We start from the raw sequence: 19,561 nt of genomic DNA on the forward strand, positions 1-19,561 counted from the left end.
GCGGTTCTTCGGGAAGGCCGACGCGATCATAAAAGGGTAGACGATCGGACCGGATACGATATCCGATCCGATGATTTAAGCGCTGGCTGCCGCCCTCACGCGCCCGACCTCGATGCCGTTCCAGTTCTTCAGGACGCTTTCGCGCAGCGGCGCAAAGCTCGCCGCTTCCGTCTCGCTCATCGGCAGGAAGCGCGCGATCAGCGAGGCCATCACCACCTCGGCCGCGCGCCCTGCCCCGTCATCGCATTTCAGCGCAATGCCGAGCCCGAGTTCCGGAATCGCGCCGCAATAGACGCCTTCCGCGCCGGTCTTGATGAAGATGCGCTCGCGCAGGAGTTCCATCGCGCGCGTGTCGAACCGGCCGGTTCCCGCGACCATGAAGGGGTGAGCAGCGACCGCCTTGCGGATGCGCAGTGCGGCCTCGGCGCGCTTCGGCCCAAGCCCGTGGCCGGAGCCGAGACGGGCGAAGCCCAGCGCCAGCGACGTCAGCGGCACGGCATAGGTCGGAATCGAGCAGCCGTCGGTGCCCATGAGATCGGCGGAGTGGGCCGCGCCTGTCACCTCTTCGAGCGCGCCGCGCACCGCCTTCTGGACGGCGTGCCCGGCCTTCACGTAACCGGTCGGGTCCTCATCCAGGCCGCAGGAGAGGCAGACGAAACCGGCATGCTTGCCCGAGCAGTTGTTGTTGAGAGCGGTCGGCTCCTGGCCCGCCTTGGAGATGGCGCGCGCCGCAGCCTCGTTCATCGGCCAATGAGCGCCGCATTCGAGGCAACCGGCATCCCGACCGGCCTTCCTCAGCATGCCGAGCGAGGTTTCGGCATGAGCCGGCTCGCCGGAATGCGAGGCGACGGCAAGCGCGATCTCGGCTTCGGTCAAACCGTAGCGGTCGGCAGCGCCGCTCTCGAACAGCGGCAGGGCCTGGATCGCCTTCACCGCCGAGCGCGGGAACACGGGGCGCTCGACATCCCCCAGCGAAAGCACCACAGCGCCGTCCGCATCGACCACGATTGCAGCGCCGCGATGGCGCGATTCGACGACGGCGCCGCGCATCACCTCGGCAAGAACGGGGTTTTCCATAACGATCTCCAGGCTCGCAGAGGCCATGCACATGGTGCCCAGCCTTGTGGCGTTTGCGGCTCGACCTGTCAAAAGCCATAGCGCAGACTGGCGTGGCCTGCGATTCAGGACGTGGTCCACAGCCGCAGAGCCGGAGAAGCCGAGCCAGCCATGTCGACGGATTACGAGACAGAATACAATAACCGCGCCCGCGTGCCGGAGCATCCCGGAATCATTGCCGGCTGGCAGGCGGACGCTGCGGCCTATCGCGGTATCGCGGTCAGCGAACTCGGCATCTCCTATGGCCCGGGCGAGCGGCAACATTACGACCTGTTCAAGCCCGAGGCGGTCAAGGGCAACGCCATCGTGCTCTTCATCCATGGTGGCTACTGGCAGGCGCTCGACCGCTCCTATTTCTCGCATATGGCGCGCGGCGTGAACCGGCTCGGCGTTCCCATGGCGGTCGCGGGCTACGATCTGTGCCCACAGGTCGAGCTCGGCCACATCGTCTGGGAGCTGCAGCAGGCGGCGGCGGCCCTCTGGCGGCAGTTCAACCGGCCGATCGTCGCATCGGGCCATTCGGCGGGCGGGCATCTCGCCGCCTGCCTGCTCGCCACCGACTGGAAGAATGTCGACCCCGACCTGCCGGACCAGCTGGTGCCGGCAGCCTATGGCATCTCCGGCCTCTACAACCTGAAGCCCCTGACCGAGACGAGCATCAACAAGGCGCTCGGACTCGACATGGAATCGGCCGAGCGGGAGAGCCCATTGTTCTGGCCGGCCCCCTCGGGATTGCTGATGGACGCCGTGGTCGGCGGGGCCGAAAGCGATGAATACCTGAAGCAGAGCCGCCGCATCACCGATGTCTGGGGCCTGGAAGGCGTCAGGACGCAGTATGGCGAGATCGACGGCGCGAACCATTTCACCGTCCTTGCCGATCTTCCCGACCCCGACAGTGCAATGAGCAAGCGCCTCGCCGAACTCGCAGGCGCTTGATCTTCCGGCGCGAGGCTCTATCCAGAGGGACAGGATTTTCGGAGCGCGTGATGCAGACCTTCTTCGTCGAGATCAAATGCAAGCTCGGCAAGACCTATGAGGTCGCCAGCGAACTCGCTGATCGCGAGATCGCCTCGGAGATTTATTCGACCGCCGGCAATTACGACATCCTGGCCAAGTTCCACGTCGCCGCGGATGTCGATATCGGCCATTTCGTAGCGCAGAAGGTGCAGTCGATCCCCGAGATCGCCGACACGCACACGATCATCACCTTCAAGGCGTTCTGAGGCCCTTTACCGTCCTCATCCTGCCACGCGCAGGCATGCTCCGGCCCTACGAATCCGTGGAGAAGGACATTCTCCACGCGGTGGCTGCTGGCCATGCCGGCTCCGATCCGCCAAAATATCCACTGAACTCGGGAGGTTCTTTCAATGAGAAACGTCGCCACACTCGCCAGCCGCGCCGCCATGGCCGCGGCGCTGTCTCTGGTCGCGGGTGCCGCTGTCGCGCAGGAATTGCGCATCGGCATCTCGGCCGAGCCGAGCGCGATGGACCCGCACTATCACAACCTGACCCCCAACAACATGCTGGCCCGGCACATCTACGAGCCGCTGGTCGGCCAGGACGCCTCGCAGCGGCTGGTTCCCAGCCTCGCCGAAAGCTGGAAGGCGATCGACGACACGACCTGGGAGTTCAAGCTCCGCCAGAACGTCAAGTTCCATGACGGCTCGCCCTTCACCGCCGACGACGTGCTCGCGACCTTCCAGCGCGCKCCGAACGTGCCCAAGAGCCCCTCGAGCTTCTCGGCCTATGTCCGCGGCAAGGAGATCAGCAAGGTCGACGACTACACGATCCGCATCAAGACCGCCGCGCCGGCGCCGCTGGTGCCGACCGATCTTTCGACCTTCGGCGTCATCTCCGCCAAGTGCAAGGACACCACCACCGAGGAATTCAACGCCGGCAAATGCGCGGCGGGCGGCACCGGCCCCTACAAGCAGGCCGAGTTCGTCTCGGGCGACCGCGTCGTCATGACCGCCAATGACAGCTGGTGGGGCGGCAGCAAGGATCTCTGGAAGAAGGTGACGTTCCGTGTCGTCACTTCGGCGCCCACCCGGGTCGCGGCCCTGCTCGCCGGCGATGTCGACATGATCGAAGCCGTTCCGACCTCGGATGTCGCCAAGCTCAAGGGCGACAAGAACCTGAATGTCGTCAGCCAGGTCTCGAACCGCGTGGTCTATTTCCACATGGACCATTTCCGCGACGTCTCCCCCTTCATCAAGGGCAAGGACGGCTCCGAGATCAAGAATCCGCTGAGGGATGTCCGCGTCCGCAAGGCGCTTTCGATGGCGATCAATCGGCCAGGCATCGTCGAGCGCATCATGGAGAAGGAGGCGATCCCCGCTGGCCAGCTCCTGCCCGATTCATTCTTCGGCACCTCCAAGAACCTGAAGCCGGTCGCCTTCGATCTCGCCGGCGCCAAGAAGCTGCTGGCCGAGGCCGGGTACCCGAACGGCTTCAAGATGAAGATGCACGGGCCGAACGGGCGCTACACCAACGACACCAAGATCATCGAGGCCGTCGCCCAGATGTTCGCGCGGCTCGGCATCGAGACCGAGGTCGAGACGCTGCCCCCGGCCAACTTCTTCACCCGCGCTTCGCAGGGCGCAGCGGGCAATGTACCGGAATTCTCCTTCATCCTCGTCGGCTGGGCCGCCGGAACGGGCGAGTCCTCGGACTCGCTCAAGGCGCTGCTTGCGACCTTCAACCCGCAGAAGGGCATGGGAGCGACAAATCGCGGCCGCTACTCCAACCCGGCCTTCGACGCGAAGGTCGAGGAAGGCCTGCGCACGGTCGACGACAAGAAGCGCGATGCCATCTTCGGCGAGGCGATGGAGATCGGCATGAACGATGTCGGGCTGATCCCGACACATTTCCAGCTCAACACCTGGGCTGCCCGCAAGGGCTTCAAGGTCGAGCCGCGCTCCGACGAGTACACGCTCGCGACCTCCGTCACCAAGCAGTGACCGCGTCGGCGGATTGACGTCGTTCCCGGGCTCAGGCCCGGGAACCTCTCGCCGATGACCGCTGGTCACCGAAGGGTCGGAGCAAACCCGGCCACGCTGTTTTGAGCGCTGCGTTCGCGCACACCATCCCGCTCGCGAAGGAACCAACCCGATGGCTGCCTTCATCCTTCGTCGCCTGGCGCAGGCCCTCTTCGTCATCGGCGCGATGCTGGTCATCGTCTTCTTCGGCGTGAACGTCGTCGGCGACCCGATCTACATGCTCGTCTCGCCGGAGATGAACCAGGAGCAGATCGCCGAAACGGCCCGCTCGCTCGGCCTCGACCGACCGATCTGGGAACAGTTCCTGATCTTCCTGAAGAATGCCATGCAAGGCGATCTCGGCCGCTCCTTCGTGCATGGCGAGTCCGCGATCAAGCTCATCCTGTCGCGCATGCCGGCGACGCTGGAACTCGCCCTTGTCGCGCTTTTCATGGCGATCGTGATCGGGCTGCCGCTTGGCCTCTATGCGGGGCTGAAACCGGAGAGCAAGGCCTCGCGCGCGATCATGGCGATCTCGATCCTCGGCTTCTCGCTGCCGACATTCTGGGTCGGGCTGATGCTGATCCTCGCCTTTGCCGTCGGATTGGGCTGGTTCCCCGCCACGGGCCGGGGCGAAACCGTCTCCGTCTTCGGCATCGAGACTTCGCTGCTGACGCTCGACGGCTGGCAGCATGTGGCCCTGCCGGCGCTGAACCTCGCACTGCTCAAGATCTCGCTTGTCATCCGCCTGGCACGGGCCGGGGCACGCGAGGCGGCCCTGATGGACTATGTCAAATTCGCCCGTGCCAAGGGCCTTTCGCAGTGTCGGATCATCGGCGTCCACATCCTGAAGAACATCATGATCCCGATCGTCACCGTGCTCGGGCTCGAATTCGGCTCGCTCGTCGCCTTTTCCGTCGTGACGGAGACGATCTTCGCCTGGCCCGGCATGGGCCGCCTCCTGCTGGAGGCGATCACCCGGCTCGATCGACCGGTCATCGTCGCCTATGTCATGGTTGTCGTCGTGCTGTTCGTGACGATCAACCTGCTGGTCGATCTGGTTTATTCCGCGCTCGATCCGCGCGTCCGCCTGACGGAGGCCAGCACGTGAGCGAGACCAGTCTGCCCACGGTCACGACGACCCCGACCGCGCCGGCCAGGGAAGAGACGCCGCTGCGGCGCTTCGTCCGCAGCTTCATCGAGGATCGCGTTGCGCTGATCGGCCTCCTGGTCTTCGCGACGATCGTGCTGCTGGCGCTCGCCGCGCCGCTGATCGCCCCGCAAAACCCCTATGACCTCGCGGCGGTCGATGTGATGGACTCCCGCCAGCCGCCAGGCGCCGTGGCCGGCGAGGGCTTTACGATGTGGCTGGGCTCCGACGGTGTCGGCCGCGATCTGCTCTCCGGCATTCTCTACGGCCTGCGCATTTCGCTGATGGTGGGGGCCTTCTCCGGGCTGATCGCCGCGACCGTCGGCATGACCGTCGGACTGATCGCCGCCTATGCCGGCGGCAAGGTCGAGACCGTGATCATGCGGCTCGTCGACCTGCAACTATCGCTGCCCTCGGTCCTCGTCGCGCTGATCCTGGTCGCTGCGCTCGGCAAGGGCGTCGACAAGATCATCATTGCCCTCGTCATCGTGCAATGGGCCTATTACGCCCGCACCGTCCGCGGCTCCGCGCTGGTCGAGCGCCGCAAGGAATATGTCGAAGCGGCGCAGTCGCTCGGCCTCTCCCATGCGCGCACCGTCTTCCGCCATATCCTGCCGAACTGCCTCGCCCCGGTCATCGTGATCGCGACCGTGCAGACCGCGCATGCGATCTCGCTGGAGGCGACGCTGTCGTTCCTCGGAGTCGGCCTGCCGCAAACGGAGCCGTCGCTCGGCGTGCTGATCGCCAACGGCTTCCAGTACATGATCTCGGGCAGCTACTGGATCTCGGTCTTCCCCGGCCTCGCCTTGCTCATGACCATCGTCTCGATCAACCTGGTCGGCGACAGGTTGCGCGACGTGTTGAACCCGCGCCTGGAGAAGTGAAGCCATGAGCGATCACGTGCTCCAGGTCAGCGATCTCAAGACCCATTTCTTCACCCGCGCCGGCACGGTGAAGTCGGTCGACGGCGTCTCGTTCCATGTCCGTCGCGGGGAAGTGCTCGGCCTGGTCGGCGAATCCGGCTCGGGCAAATCGGTCACCGGCTTCTCGATCATGGGGCTGATCGATCCCCCCGGCCGCATTGTCGAGGGCTCGATCAAGCTCAACGGCAAGGAGCTCGTCGGCCTCGGGGAAGACGAATTCCGGACGGTCCGCGGTCGCGAGGTCGCGATGATCTTCCAGGATCCGATGATGACGCTGAACCCGGTCCTGCGCATCGACACGCAAATGATCGAAGCCGTCACCGCCCATGACAAGGTCTCGCACAAGGCAGCGCGGGCCCGCGCCCGGGATGCCCTCGCCAAAGTCGGCATCCCCTCGCCCGAAGAGCGGTTGAATGCCTATCCGCACCAGTTCTCGGGCGGCATGCGCCAGCGTGTCGCGATCGCGATCGCGCTGCTGCATCGTCCACCGCTGATCATTTGCGACGAGCCGACCACCGCGCTCGACGTCACCATCCAGAGCCAGATCCTTGCCGAGATGCAATCCCTCTGTGCCGAAACCGGGACTGCCCTGGTCTGGATCACCCATGACCTCGGCGTCGTCGCCGGGCTCGCCGACCGGATCGCGGTGATGTATGCCGGCCGCATCGTCGAGGCGGGCGCGGTCGATCCCGTGCTCGACACGCCCTTGCACCCCTATACCGCCGGCCTGCTCGGCTCGCTGCCGAGCGAGGGGGACCCTGGTGAGATGCTGCGCCAGATCAGGGGCTCGACGCCTTCGCTCGCTCGCCTGCCGCAGGGCTGCGCCTTTGCCCCACGCTGCGACTACGCTCAGGGCGACTGCCTCACGATCGCGCCAGCCACGACGGCTTTCCCCGGCGAGCGCGGCGTGCGCTGTCATCATCCCCTGAGCGGAACCGGGGTTGCGGCATGAACGATACACCGATCCTCACCCTCGAAAGCGTCTCGAAGCGCTTCGCCAAACCGCTCGACGCGGCCGCGAAATTCGCGAACTGGTTCGGCGCCGGCAATACCGAAGAGGTCGTGCACGCGGTCGACAGCGTCGATCTCTCGATCCGGGCCGGCGAGGTCGTCGGGCTGGTCGGCGAATCCGGCTGCGGCAAATCAACGCTCGGACGGGTCGTCGCGGGGATTCACAAGGCGAGCGCCGGCCGCGTGAGCTGGCGCGGGCGCTATACCGACGAGATGGGCACCGAGGAGCGCCACGCTGCGACGCTGGCCATCCAGATGATCTTCCAGGACCCGATGTCCTCGCTCAACCCGCGCATGCGGGTCAGCGACATCGTCGGCGAAGCGCCCGTCGTGCACGGGCTGACGACACGCGCCGGCCAGGCGGATTATGTCGACGATATTCTCAATCGCGTCGGCCTCGACCCGACCTACAAGCGGCGCTATCCGCACCAGTTCTCGGGCGGCCAACGTGCCCGCATCGGCATCGCGAGAGCACTGGCGGTGAAGCCGGAATTCCTCGTCTGCGACGAAAGCGTGGCTGCTCTCGATGTCTCGATTCAGGCCCAGGTCCTGAATCTTTTCATGAAGCTGCGCGACGAACTCAACCTGACCTACCTCTTCATCAGCCACGACCTCGGCGTCGTCCGGCACCTCTCGGACCGGGTCGTGATCATGTATCTCGGCCGTGTCGTCGAGGCCGCGCCCGCCGCCGCCCTCTTCAAGGGGCCGCAGCACCCCTATGCCCAGGCACTCCTCGCCAATGTGCCGACGATCACGGCTCGCAAGAAGCGTTTTGCGCCGGTCAGCGGCGAGATCCCCTCGCCGCTGCACCCGCCATCAGGTTGCCATTTCCACCCGCGCTGTCCGCATGCCGGGCCGCGCTGCAAGGCGGAGCGGCCGGAGCTGAAAACGATCGCGTCCGGCCATGTCGCGGCCTGTCACTTGCATGACGGCGGCGTCGGAGCGATGGCGGCCTGAAGCGATCCTGTCGTTTCGGTTGAATGATTGTTGCCCCCGGCACGCTTGACGGCACCGCGTTTCCGGGCGACCTCCAAGCTGATTTGGCCTTGGGCCGTGGAGCCAGGAACGCAGGACGATGAAAAGCACCTTGTCGACGGATCTTCGCTCGGGCGCGCTCGTCTACCACCGCCTGCCCCGGCCCGGTAAGCTCGAGATCCAGGCAACGAAGCCTCTCGGCAACCAGCGCGACCTGGCGCTCGCCTATTCTCCCGGTGTGGCTGCCGCCTGCGAGGCGATCGTCGACGACCCCGCGGAAGCCGCCGAACTGACCTCGCGCCAGAACCTCGTCGCGGTCATCACCAACGGCACAGCCGTTCTCGGCCTCGGAGATATCGGCCCGCTCGCCTCCAAGCCGGTGATGGAGGGCAAGGCGGTCCTGTTCAAGAAATTCGCCGGGATCGACTGCTTCGACATCGAGGTCGACCAGAAGAACATCGAGAAATTTGTCGATGTCGTTGCGGCGCTGGAACCGACCTTCGGCGGCATCAACCTCGAGGACATCAAGGGTCCCGAATGCTTCGAGATCGAGGAGCAGCTCAAGGCCCGGATGAACATCCCGGTCTTCCATGACGATCAGCACGGCACCGCGATCATCGTCAGCGCCGCGATCCTGAACGGGCTCGATCTCGCGGGAAAACAGATCGGCGACGTCAAGATCGTCGTCTCCGGCGCCGGCGCAGCCGCGCTTGCCTGCCTCAACCTTCTGGTCGAGCTCGGGGCCAGGCGCCGGAATATCTGGGTCACTGACCTTGAAGGCGTGGTCCACAAGGGCCGCAACACGCTGATGGACCGCTGGAAGGAGGTCTATGCGCAGGAGACCGATGCGCGGACGCTCAGCGACGTGATCGGCGACGCCGATGTCTTCCTCGGCCTGTCTGCCGCCGGCGTCCTGAAGCCCGAGATGGCCAAGCGCATGGCGGCGAGTCCGCTGATCTTGGCGCTGGCCAACCCGAACCCGGAGATTACGCCCGAGGATGCGCTTGCTGCACGTCCTGACGCGATGATCTGCACCGGCCGCTCGGACTATCCGAACCAGGTCAACAACGTCCTGTGCTTCCCCTACATCTTCCGTGGCGCGCTCGATGTGCACGCCACGACGATCAACGAAGCGATGAAGCTCGCCGCCGTGCGCGCGATTGCATCGCTGGCGCGGGAGGCCACGTCCGACATCGCGGCGCGCGCCTATGGCGGCGAATCGCAGACATTCGGCGCGACCTCGCTGATCCCGAATCCGTTCGATCCGCGCCTGATCCTGCGTATTGCCCCGGCAGTCGCGCAGGCTGCGATGGATACCGGCGTCGCACGCAAGCCGCTGGCCGATATCGAGGCCTATCGCGAGGACCTGTCGCGCTTCGTCTTCCGTTCCGGCTTCATCATGAAGCCGCTCTTTGCGCAGGCGAAGGCCGACCCCAAGCGCGTCATCTACGCCGAAGGCGAGGATGAGCGCGTGCTGCGCGCCGCTCAAGTGGCGCTGGAGGAAGGCATGGCCGTGCCGATCCTGATCGGCCGCCCGAGCGTCATCGAAACCCGGGTGAAGCGCTTCGGCCTGACGATCCGGCCAGGCATCGATTGCGAGGTGATCAACCCCGAGGATGATCCGCGTTATCGCGACTACGTGCAGACCTATCTCGAGATCGCCGGCCGGCGGGGCATCACGCCGGAGGCCGCACGCGTGCTGGTGCGCACCAACAACACGGTGATCGCGGCACTCTCGGTGATGCGCGGCGAGGCCGATGCCATGATCACCGGCCTGGAAGGGCGCTTCCTGTCGCGGCTGCGGCACATCAAGGACATCATCGGGCTTGCGCCCGGCGCACGTGACATCTCGGCGATGACGCTGATCATCACCAACAAGGGCGCCTTCTTCCTGGCCGACACCCATGTGAAGCATGATCCGACCGCCGAGGAGATCGCCGACATGGCGGTGATCGCGGCGAGCCATGTCTCGCGCTTCGGCATCACGCCCAAGATCGCCCTGCTCTCGCATTCGGATTTCGGCGCGGCCGACACCCCCTCCTCGCTGAAGATGCGCAAGGCGGTCTGCCTGATCCGCGAGCGCGCGCCGGAACTCGAATGCGACGGTGAGATGGAGGCCGACACCGCCCTCCTGCCGATGGTGCGCGACAGGGTGCTGCCCTCCTCGCATCTCAAGGGCGTCGCCAATGTGCTGATCTTCCCGAATCTCGACGCCGCCAACATCGCCTACCAGTTCGCCAAGGTGCTGGCGGATGCGCTCCCGGTCGGCCCGATCCTGATCGGAGCGGCCAAGCCGGTGCATATCCTGACCGGTTCGGTGACGGCACGCGGCGTCGTCAACATGACGGCCGTGGCCGTGGTCGAGGCGCAGGAACGCGCGGCGGCTTTGCCGGCCTAGTCAGGAGGCGTTGCAGCGGCGCCGTTTCCTGCCATTCTGCGGTGCTCCGGCGGAACGGGATTGCGGGGAACAGGCCATGCGCATCATCAGGATGCTGCTGCGGCTCGCGGCTGTCATGCTTCCGATCTTGGCCGCGGCAGCGGCCAGCGCGCAGGAGCCCCTGCGCGAGGAGAGCACCTTCCTCCGGATCAAGCTCGACGGGCGTGACATCAGGCTCGAGGCGCTGATCGTCAGGCCGGAGCGTGCTGAGGGTCGCCTCCCGCTGGCGCTGATCACTCATGGCAAATCCTCGAGCAGCGTCAGCATGGGCGATTTGCGGGCGGCGTCCTACGCCACCGTCGCCCGGGATTTTGCCCGGCGTGGCTGGCTCGCAGCCGTCGTCATGCGTCGTGGCTTCGGCCAGTCGGACGGGCCCTTCCCGGCCTCGACCTCCTGCGCCGATCTCGATTTCACCAGCCGATTCGAGGCGGATGCCAGCGAACTCGAAGCCGCCCTGCGGGTGCTGCAACAGCGCGACGATGTCGACCCGGCGCGCGCCATTGCGGTCGGAGAATCGGCGGGGGGCGCGGCGGTCCTGGCGCTCGCCCAGCGCAAACCAGCGGGCTTGCGCGGCATCGTCAATGTCGCCGGCGGCCTGAATATCGACAGCTGTGTCGACAAGGCGCGCGATGCGCTGGTCGGCATCGTCAAGGGCTGGCAGGTGCCCGGCGCGCCACCACAGCTCTGGATCTATGCGAAAAACGACGAGCTGTTTCCGCCCGCGCTCGTCGACCGCATGCGCGGCGCCGCACGCGATGCCGGCGGCGATATCCGCTTCATCGAGCTGCCCGAAGTCCGGCCCACTGGTCACCTGATCTTCCGTCACGGACAGGCCCGGTTCTTCTGGCTGCGCGAAGTGGATGCGTCGCTGCGTGCCTGGAAGCTGCCGACCTGGTCGCCCGCCCAAGCAAGGGAGCTCTTTGCCAAGCTGGGGCTGACGGCACGCGCCGCCGCATTCGAGCAGTATTTTGCAGCGCCCGGCGAGAAGGCGATGGCGCTCAGCCGGTCGCGCAAGCATTTCCGCTACACCTTTGGCTCCCAGACGCTCGATCGCGCCAAGGAAGCGACGCTGAACGATTGCGCCAAGGCCGCTGGCGATTGCGTGATCGCCTTCGAGAACGACACGTTCATGCTGCCCTCCGGCGGCGCCCCGTAAACGAAACTGGGATCAAGATTTTTTCCTGCTTGGCAGCGCGCGAACGCCGCGCTCTACTCTCCCGGTCATGTCAGGAACAGGCAGGAAGACCTGCCCTCAGGGGAGTTTCGTCATGTTCAGGATCACGCGCCGCGCGGCGCCGCTCGCCATTGCCGCGGGTCTGGCGCTCGCCACCACCACGGTCGCACAAGCCCAGGTCACCTTCCATCGCGGCAACGACTCCGATCCCGAGACGCTCGACGCGCACAAGACCTCGACCGTGTCGGAAGCGCATCTGCTGCGTGATCTCTCCGAAGGGCTCGTCATCCACCACATCAACGGCACCGTCGTGCCCGGCGTGGCCGAAAGCTGGACGATCAGCCCGGACGGCAAGACCTACACCTTCAAGCTGCGCCCTAATGCGAAATGGTCGAACGGGGACGCGGTGAAGGCCTCGGATTTCGTCTTCTCGCTGCGGCGGATGGTCAATCCCGAGACGGGGGCGAAATACGCGAACATCCTCTATCCGATCCTGAACGCGGAGAAGATCAACAAGAGCGACGGGGGCGCGAAGCTTGCCGATCTGGGTGTGACGGCCGTCAATGACACGACGCTCGAGATCAAGCTGGAGCGATCGACCCCGTATTTTCTCGAATTGCTGACGCACCAGACCGGACTTCCGGTCCATCCTGCCTCAGTCGAGAAATTCGGCAGCGATTTCGTCAAGCCGGAGAACTGGGTTTCGAACGGCGCCTATGTGCTCAAGGAGTTCGTGCCGAACTCCCATATCAAGCTTGAAAAGAACAAGGCCTTCCACGACGCGGCCAACGTCAAGATCGATACGGTGATCTATTACCCGTCGCCGGATCTCGCCGCCGCCGCCCGGCGTTTCCAGGCCGGCGAACTGCATATGACGACCGACATTCCTGCCGACCAGATCAAGCAGCTGCGCGAGAAACTGGGCGATCAGGTCAAGATCGCGCCCTATCTCGGCACCTATTTCCTCATCATCAACAGCTCGAAGAAGCCCTTCGACGATGTCCGCGTCCGCCAGGCCCTGTCCATGGTGCTCGACCGTGAGTTCATCGCCGACGAGATCTGGGGCGGCACGATGCTGCCGGCCTATGGCGTCATTCCGCCGAATATCGGCAATTACGGCACGGCCGCCGAAGCCGACTTCAAGAACGCCTCGCCGCTCGACCGCGAGGAGAAGGCCAAGCAGTTGCTCAAGGATGCGGGCTTCGGGCCCGGCATGCCCTTGAAGATACAGCTCCGCTACAACACGACCGATAACAACCGACGCACCGTCATCGCCATTGCCGAGCAGTGGAAGGCGCTCGGCGTCGAGACCAGCTTCATCAACACCGACGGCAAGACCCATTTCGCCCTTCTGCGTGACGGTGGCGATTTCGACATCGCCCGCTATGGCTGGATAGGCGATTTTTCGGACCCTCAGAACTTCCTGTTCCTGTTCCTCAGCGACAACAAGGGGTTCAATTCCGGCAAGTACAACAACCCGACCTTCGACGGCTTGCTTGCCAAGGCCGCCGACGAGATCGACCTGACCAAGCGCGCCGCGATCCTGCGCGAGGCCGACGCGATCCTGGCTGCCGAGGTGCCGTGGATTCCGGTGATGTTCTATTCGTCGAAGAACCTGGTCTCGCCCAAGCTCGTCGGCTTCCAGCAGAATCTGCGCGGCGCGCTGCCGACACGCTTCATGAGCCTGAAGCCGTAAGAAACCCGCGTGTCATGGCCGGGCCTGCCCGGTCATGACACCGCAGACGGCCCGGTTCATTCGGAATGCTCTCCTTCATCCTGCGTCGCCTCGCCATCGCGATCCCGACCCTGTTCGTGATCGTGACGATTTCCTTCTTCCTGATGCGCGTCGCACCGGGCGGACCGTTCGACCTCGAACAGCCGCTGGAAGCGAAGGTGATGGAGAACCTGCGCCGGATCTATCAGCTCGACCGGCCGCTCTATCAGCAATATCTGACCTATCTCGCGGCATTGATCAGGGGTGATTTCGGCCCTTCCTTCTACTTCCGCGACTTCTCTATCGCCGAGCTCTTCGCTCAGGGGCTGCCGGTCTCGATGCGGCTGGGCGCATCGGCACTCGCTCTTGCCCTGCTGATCGGCGGCCCGCTCGGCGTGCTCGCAGCCTTCCGCCAGAACCAGCATGCCGACCATGCGGTAATGGGCTTCGCGACGGCCGGCATCACCATTCCCAATTTCGTGGTCGCGCCCGTGCTGCAGATCGTCTTCGGGCTGATGCTGGCCTGGTTGCCGGTCGGCGGCTGGAATGGCGGTGCGGTCCGCAACACCATCCTGCCGATCGTGACCTTGGCGCTGCCGCAGATCGCGGTGATCGCGCGGATGACCCGCGCGGCGATGATCGAGACCCTGCGCGCCAACCATATCCGCACCTTGCGGGCACAAGGGCTTTCCAGCGTGACGGTCGCACTGCATGCCCTGCGCGGCGCGGCGCTGCCCGTCGTCTCCTATCTCGGGCCGGCCGCCGCGGCCTTGCTGACGGGCTCGGTCGTGGTCGAGAGCATTTTCGCCGTTCCCGGGATCGGCCGCTATTTCGTCGAGGGTGCGCTCAACCGCGACTACACCCTGGTGATGGGCACGGTCGTTGTCGTGGCGATCTTCGTGCTGGTCTTCAATCTCGTCGTCGACGTTGTCTATGCGCTGCTCGATCCGCGCGTCAGGCTGGAGTGAGCGCATGAGCGAGATCACGCTTGCCCCCCTGCCCGTCACCGGGCGCTCGCTCTGGCAGGATGCCCGCATCCGCCTGATGCGCAACCGCGCAGCGGTCGCGAGCCTGATCGTGCTGGCGCTGATGACGCTGGCCTGCCTGATCGGCCCGTTGATGACCGGGCATCCGCATGATCGGGTCTACCAGGACTATGTCCGTGTGCCCGCCAGCATCGAGAGCTATCCCAAGGCCGAGGCGATACCAGCCGCCGTGCAGCGCATCGCCTCGCGCGTCCGGGCGACGGCGAGCGATATCGCTGTAGGCCAGGATAGCGTGCGCCTGACGCTGACGTCACAGCGCCCGATCGATCAGCGGCTTCTCGTCTATTTCGATCGCTCAGACCAGTTCGGCACACCGAAGATCCTGGCCAATGAGGAAGATGGCCGCAGGCTCGCTCTGGAAGTGCCGATCAAGCGGCAGCGCTTCTGGTTCGGCACCGATGCCAATGGCCGCGACCTGCTGACCCGCACGCTGATCGCCGGGCGGGTTTCCCTGGCGATCGGCCTGCTCGCGACGGGTGTCGCGCTCGTGATCGGCGTCAGCTACGGCGCCACAGCAGGCTATCTCGGCGGACGCATCGACATGCTGATGATGCGCATCGTCGACGTGCTCTATTCGCTGCCCTTCATCTTCTTCGTCATCCTGCTGGTCGTCTTCTTCGGCCGGAATTTCATCCTGATGTTCCTTGCCGTCGGCGCGATCGAATGGCTCGACATGGCCCGGATCGTTCGCGGACAGACACTCTCGATCAAGCGACAGGAATATGTGCTGGCGGCCGAGGCGCTCGGCGTCACGACCGGCGGCATCCTGAGGCGCCATGTCATTCCCAACACGCTTGGCCCGGTCATCATCTATGTCACGCTGCTGGTGCCGAAGATCATCCTGCTCGAGAGCTTTCTCTCCTTCCTCGGCCTTGGCGTGCAGGAGCCGATGACGAGTTGGGGCGTGCTGATCTCGGACGGCGCCCGCTCGATCCAGGGCGCGCCCTGGATGCTGATCTTCCCGGCGAGCTTCCTGGTGACCACGCTGTTCGCGCTGAACTTCCTCGGCGATGGCCTGCGCGACGCGCTCGATCCCAGGGATCGCTGAGATGGGGGACGCTCCGATCCTCGAGATCCGCGACCTGCGCGTGCGCTTCCGGACCAATGATGGGCTGCTCGATGCGGTGAACGGCGTCGATATCGCTGTCGGAGCCGGCGAATTCGTCGCCATCGTCGGCGAATCCGGTTCCGGCAAAAGCCAGACGGTGATGGCCGCGATGGGCCTGCTCGCTGGGAATGGCGAGGTGGAAGGCTCGATCCGCTATCGCGGCACGGAGCTGCTCGGGCTGAAACCCAAGCAACTCAATGCCTATCGCGGCCGGAAGCTCGCGATGATTTTCCAGGAGCCCATGACATCGCTCGACCCGCTGTTCCGGATCGGCAGCCAGATGGCCGCKCCTCTGCGCAAACACCAGGGATTGTCACGCAGCGCCGCGCGGACGCGGGCGCTCGAACTCCTGAAACTCGTCCAGATTCCCCGGCCGCAGGAACGGCTCGATGCCTATCCGCACGAGCTCTCAGGCGGGCAGCGCCAACGCGTCATGATCGCGATGGCCCTGGCCAATGATCCCGATATCCTGATTGCCGACGAACCGACGACAGCGCTCGACGTCACCATCGAGGCCGAGATCCTGGCGCTGATCGCCGATCTCAGAAAGCGGCTCGGCATGGCCGTCGTCCTGATCAGCCACGATCTCGGGCTGGTGCGGAAATATGCAGAGCGCGTCTATGTGATGAAGTCTGGCGAAGTGGTGGAGAGCGGAACCACCGAGGTCCTCTTCGCAGCACCGAGCCATCCCTATACCAAGCTGCTGCTCTCGGCAGAGCCCGCAGGCCATAAGCAACCTGCGCCGAAGGGCGCCCCGATCCTGCTCGAGGCCCGTGACCTGCGCGTCAGCTACGATCTCGGTCGTGGCTTTCTCAAGCGCAGGAACGGCTTGCTCCACGCCGTCGACGGTGTCGATCTGACCCTGCAGCGCGGCCAGACCATCGGCATCGTCGGGGAGTCCGGCTCGGGAAAGTCGACGCTGGGAAAGGCGCTACTCAGGCTCGTGCCGGCCAGCGGGCAGATCCGATTCGAGGACCGGGCGCTGGCGCCGCTCGATCGCTMGCAGATGCGGCCGCTGCGCAAGAGCCTGCAGGTCGTTTTCCAGGACCCATTCGGCTCGCTCTCGCCGCGGCTCACCGTAGGCGAGATCGTCAGCGAGGGGCTGCTGGTCCACGCGCCCCATCTGACGCGCGCCGAACGCGACATGCGCGCGGCGCAGGCCCTGGAGGAGGTCTCGCTCGATCCGCGCCTGCGCAACCGCTATCCGCACGAATTCTCGGGCGGCCAGCGCCAACGCATCGCGATCGCGCGCGCGATGATCCTGCACCCGGCGCTGGTCGTACTGGACGAGCCGACCTCGGCGCTCGATCGTACCGTGCAGAAGAGCATCGTGGCGTTGCTCAAGGACCTCCAGGCCCGCCACGACCTCTCCTATCTCTTCATCAGCCACGACCTCGCCGTGGTCCGCGCCATGGCCGACACGATCATGGTGATGAAGGATGGCAGCGTCGTCGAAAGCGGACCAACCGAGGCGATTTTCGCCGCACCGCGCGAGGGCTACACGCAGAGGCTGATCGCGGCCGCGCTCAAGGCGTAAACGGAAGATATCCGGTCCGGCCCGGTGGCCGTGGCGGTCCTCGTCCCTTCGGCGCGGCAGTGTTGCGCCCGACGCCGATCTGCAAGCCGGCTTTGGCACTCGCCTCCCGCCCGCGCCTCCGCTACCAATGCCGACGTTCCTTCAACCACGAGACCGAAGCCGATGAGCCGTATTGTCTATGTGAATGGTGAGTACCTGCCCGAGGAAGAGGCCAGGATCTCGATTTTCGACCGCGGCTTCATCTTCGGCGACGGCATCTACGAGGTCTCGGCGGTGCTCGGCGGCAAGCTGGTCGACTGCGACGCGCATCTTGCCCGTCTGGAGCGCTCCTGCGGAGAAATCCGGCTCGCCCTGCCCTGGTCGCGCGCCGAACTGACCGCCATCCATGAGGAGCTGATCAAGCTCAACAATATCKACGAGGGCGGTATCTATCTCCAGGTMTCGCGCGGCGCTGCCGACCGTGACTTCGCCTTCCCGAAGGATGTGGCGCCGACCCTGGTGATGTTCTCGCAGGCCCGCAACCTGAGCGAGGCCCCCGCCGCCAAGACCGGCATCAAGGTCGTCTCCTGCCCGGACCTGCGCTGGGCCCGCCGGGACATCAAGAGCGTCAACCTGCTCGGGCCGGTGCTGGCCAAGCAGTTCGCCGCCGAAAGCGGCGCGCAGGAAGCCTGGCTGGTGGAAGATGGCGTCGTCACCGAAGGTGCGTCCTCGACCGCCTGGATCGTCAAGGGCAAGACGCTGATCTCGCGGCCGCTCTCGAACAAGGTCCTGCCGGGCATCACCCGCAAGGCTGTTCTGGCTTTCCTCGCCGAAACCGGCTTCACCTTCGAGGAACGCACGTTCACGCTGGATGAGGCGCTCGATGCCGAGGAGGCCTTCATCACCTCGGCCAACAGCTTCGTGATGCCGGTGGTCTCGATCGACGGCCATACGATCCACAATGGCGCGCCGGGCCCAACCGCGATCCGCCTGCGCGAAATCTATATCGACTTCGCCAGGAAGGGCGGCGTGCTGGGCTGATCGCCCACACGCTCCCCCGCGACATAGGTCGCGGCGACATTGCGCTCGTCACCCAGCGTGACGAGCACGAAGAGTTCCTCGGCGAGATCGCGCGCCGTTTCCAACCGGTGCGCCATGGCCCGCGTCGCTGCCGGGTCGAGCACCACGACATCCGCCTCGCGGCCGGGCTCGAGCGAGCCGATGAGATGATCGAGCCCCAACGCCACCGCATTGCCGCGCGTGATGGCATGGAGCGCCGCGAACGCGGAAAGCGACTGGCCCTGCAGCTGCAGCACCTTGTAGGCCTCGGCCATGGTCCGCAACATCGAGTAGCTGGTGCCGCCGCCGATATCGGTCGCGACCGCAACCCGTACGCCTTCCCGCTTCGCCCGGGCCCAGTCGAACAGGCCTGAACCGAGGAAGAGGTTCGACGTCGGACAGAACACGGCGACAGCTCCGGCCTCGGCAAAAGCACGCCATTCATGCTTGGTCATGTGGATGCAGTGGCCCAACAGGCTCTTGCGGCCGAGCAGGCCGTAATCCCGATAGATGCCGGCATAATCATCGGCATCCGGATAGAGCTGGCAGGCCAACGAGATCTCGGCCTGGTTCTCGTTGATATGGGTCTGGACGAAGCAGTCCGGATGTTCAGAGGCGAGTCGCCCGGCAGCGGCCAGCTGCTCCGGTGTCGAGGTCACCGCAAAGCGCGGCGTGATCGCATAGAGCTGGCGTCCCCTGCCGTGCCAGCGCTCGATCAGGGCCTTGCTGTCGGCATAGCTGCTCTCGGCCGTATCGGTCAGCGCCGCCGGGGCGTTGCGGTCCATCATCACCTTGCCGGCAATCATCCGCGTGTTGCGGCGCTCCGATTCGGCGAAGAAGGCTTCGGCCGATTGACGGTGAACGGAGCAGTAGACGGCCGCCGTGGTGGTGCCGCTCGCCAGCAACTCGTCCAGCAGGAACCGCGTCAGCTTCTCCGGATGTCCCTGCTGCGCCAGCTTCTGCTCCTCGACGAAGGTGTATTTGTTCAGCCACTCCATCAGCTGCGCACCATAGGAGGCGATCACCTGGGTCTGCGGCATGTGCAGATGCGCGTCGATGAAGCCCGGCATGATCAGGTTCGGCCGGTGATCGACGATTTCCGCCTCTTCCGGCAGCGTCGGCAGCAGCTCCGATGCGGCGCCGACGGCCTTGATCAGTCCGTCGGCGATGACGACCAGGCCATCCCCGATGAAGCGATGCGCCGCGTCGCCGGAGGTCTCGGGATCGCCGACGAACCAGAGCAGGCGGCCACGCAGGGCGCGAAGGCGACGGTCTTCGTTCACAGGCTCGTGCTCCGGCTCAAAATCACGTCATATCTGCACCAAATCAAAGCTTTCGGCCAAGCGTCGAACAT

16 protein-coding genes are annotated in these 19,561 nt (G+C 65.3%); 14 read left to right on the forward strand and 2 right to left on the reverse strand.

Annotated features, from left to right (window positions below; translation table 11 throughout):
• Positions 1-75 precede the first annotated feature (75 nt).
• Positions 76-1,077, reverse strand: a complete 1,002-nt coding sequence (locus tag AC1DIO_RS15085; RefSeq protein ID WP_441506627.1) for an asparaginase — start codon at positions 1,075-1,077, stop codon at positions 76-78.
• 150 nt (positions 1,078-1,227) lie between these two features.
• Between AC1DIO_RS15085 and AC1DIO_RS15090 the strand changes: the two genes are divergently transcribed.
• The 14 genes from AC1DIO_RS15090 to AC1DIO_RS15155 all read left to right on the forward strand — a co-directional run bounded on the left by AC1DIO_RS15090 (position 1,228) and on the right by AC1DIO_RS15155 (position 18,189).
• The gene (locus tag AC1DIO_RS15090) at positions 1,228-2,052 is read left to right on the forward strand and encodes an alpha/beta hydrolase (protein WP_476769287.1); all 825 of its coding nucleotides are present in this window, start codon (positions 1,228-1,230) and stop codon (positions 2,050-2,052) included.
• Positions 2,053-2,102: 50 nt separating this feature from the next.
• The gene (locus AC1DIO_RS15095) at positions 2,103-2,339 is read left to right on the forward strand and encodes an Lrp/AsnC ligand binding domain-containing protein (RefSeq protein ID WP_038361355.1); all 237 of its coding nucleotides are present in this window, start codon (positions 2,103-2,105) and stop codon (positions 2,337-2,339) included.
• A 144-nt stretch (positions 2,340-2,483) separates the two neighbouring features.
• Entirely contained in the window at positions 2,484-4,076 is a 1,593-nt protein-coding gene (locus AC1DIO_RS15100) for an ABC transporter substrate-binding protein (RefSeq protein ID WP_476853608.1), read from the forward strand.
• Positions 4,077-4,227: 151 nt separating this feature from the next.
• The gene (locus AC1DIO_RS15105) at positions 4,228-5,205 is read left to right on the forward strand and encodes an ABC transporter permease (RefSeq protein ID WP_441489122.1); all 978 of its coding nucleotides are present in this window, start codon (positions 4,228-4,230) and stop codon (positions 5,203-5,205) included.
• Positions 5,202-6,128, forward strand: coding sequence for an ABC transporter permease (locus AC1DIO_RS15110; protein ID WP_441489121.1), 927 nt, complete (start codon positions 5,202-5,204; stop codon positions 6,126-6,128). Before AC1DIO_RS15105 ends, AC1DIO_RS15110 begins: the two co-directional genes overlap by 4 nt.
• 4 nt (positions 6,129-6,132) lie before the next feature.
• Positions 6,133-7,119 (forward strand): ABC transporter ATP-binding protein, encoded by a 987-nt coding sequence (locus tag AC1DIO_RS15115; RefSeq protein WP_476853609.1) that lies wholly within the window; start codon positions 6,133-6,135, stop codon positions 7,117-7,119.
• The gene (locus tag AC1DIO_RS15120) at positions 7,116-8,135 is read left to right on the forward strand and encodes an ABC transporter ATP-binding protein (RefSeq protein WP_476853610.1); all 1,020 of its coding nucleotides are present in this window, start codon (positions 7,116-7,118) and stop codon (positions 8,133-8,135) included. Before AC1DIO_RS15115 ends, AC1DIO_RS15120 begins: the two co-directional genes overlap by 4 nt.
• 118 nt (positions 8,136-8,253) lie before the next feature.
• Positions 8,254-10,551 (forward strand): NADP-dependent malic enzyme, encoded by a 2,298-nt coding sequence (locus AC1DIO_RS15125; RefSeq protein ID WP_476853611.1) that lies wholly within the window; start codon positions 8,254-8,256, stop codon positions 10,549-10,551.
• A gap of 76 nt (positions 10,552-10,627) precedes the next feature.
• Entirely contained in the window at positions 10,628-11,746 is a 1,119-nt protein-coding gene (locus AC1DIO_RS15130) for an alpha/beta hydrolase family protein (protein ID WP_476853612.1), read from the forward strand.
• A 112-nt stretch (positions 11,747-11,858) separates the two neighbouring features.
• The gene (locus AC1DIO_RS15135) at positions 11,859-13,460 is read left to right on the forward strand and encodes a peptide ABC transporter substrate-binding protein (RefSeq protein WP_476853613.1); all 1,602 of its coding nucleotides are present in this window, start codon (positions 11,859-11,861) and stop codon (positions 13,458-13,460) included.
• Positions 13,461-13,525: 65 nt separating this feature from the next.
• A complete protein-coding gene (locus AC1DIO_RS15140; RefSeq protein WP_476853614.1) occupies positions 13,526-14,446 on the forward strand; it encodes an ABC transporter permease subunit in 921 nt (306 codons plus the stop codon).
• Positions 14,447-14,450: 4 nt separating this feature from the next.
• On the forward strand, positions 14,451-15,572 hold the full coding sequence (locus tag AC1DIO_RS15145) for an ABC transporter permease subunit (RefSeq protein WP_476853615.1): 1,122 nt from the start codon (positions 14,451-14,453) through the stop codon (positions 15,570-15,572).
• 1 nt (position 15,573) lies between these two features.
• The gene (locus AC1DIO_RS15150; RefSeq protein ID WP_476853616.1) at positions 15,574-17,169 is read left to right on the forward strand and encodes an ABC transporter ATP-binding protein; all 1,596 of its coding nucleotides are present in this window, start codon (positions 15,574-15,576) and stop codon (positions 17,167-17,169) included.
• Between the two features lie 162 nt (positions 17,170-17,331).
• Positions 17,332-18,189, forward strand: a complete 858-nt coding sequence (locus AC1DIO_RS15155; RefSeq protein WP_476853617.1) for a D-amino-acid transaminase — start codon at positions 17,332-17,334, stop codon at positions 18,187-18,189.
• Here the strand turns inward: AC1DIO_RS15155 and guaD are convergent.
• The gene (gene guaD / locus AC1DIO_RS15160; RefSeq protein ID WP_441506637.1) at positions 18,150-19,490 is read right to left on the reverse strand and encodes a guanine deaminase; all 1,341 of its coding nucleotides are present in this window, start codon (positions 19,488-19,490) and stop codon (positions 18,150-18,152) included. The two genes, AC1DIO_RS15155 and guaD, sit on opposite strands and share 40 nt — an antisense overlap.
• Positions 19,491-19,561: the final 71 nt, after the last annotated feature.

The sequence above is a fragment of the Allobosea sp. 05T439 genome (assembly GCF_056396005.1).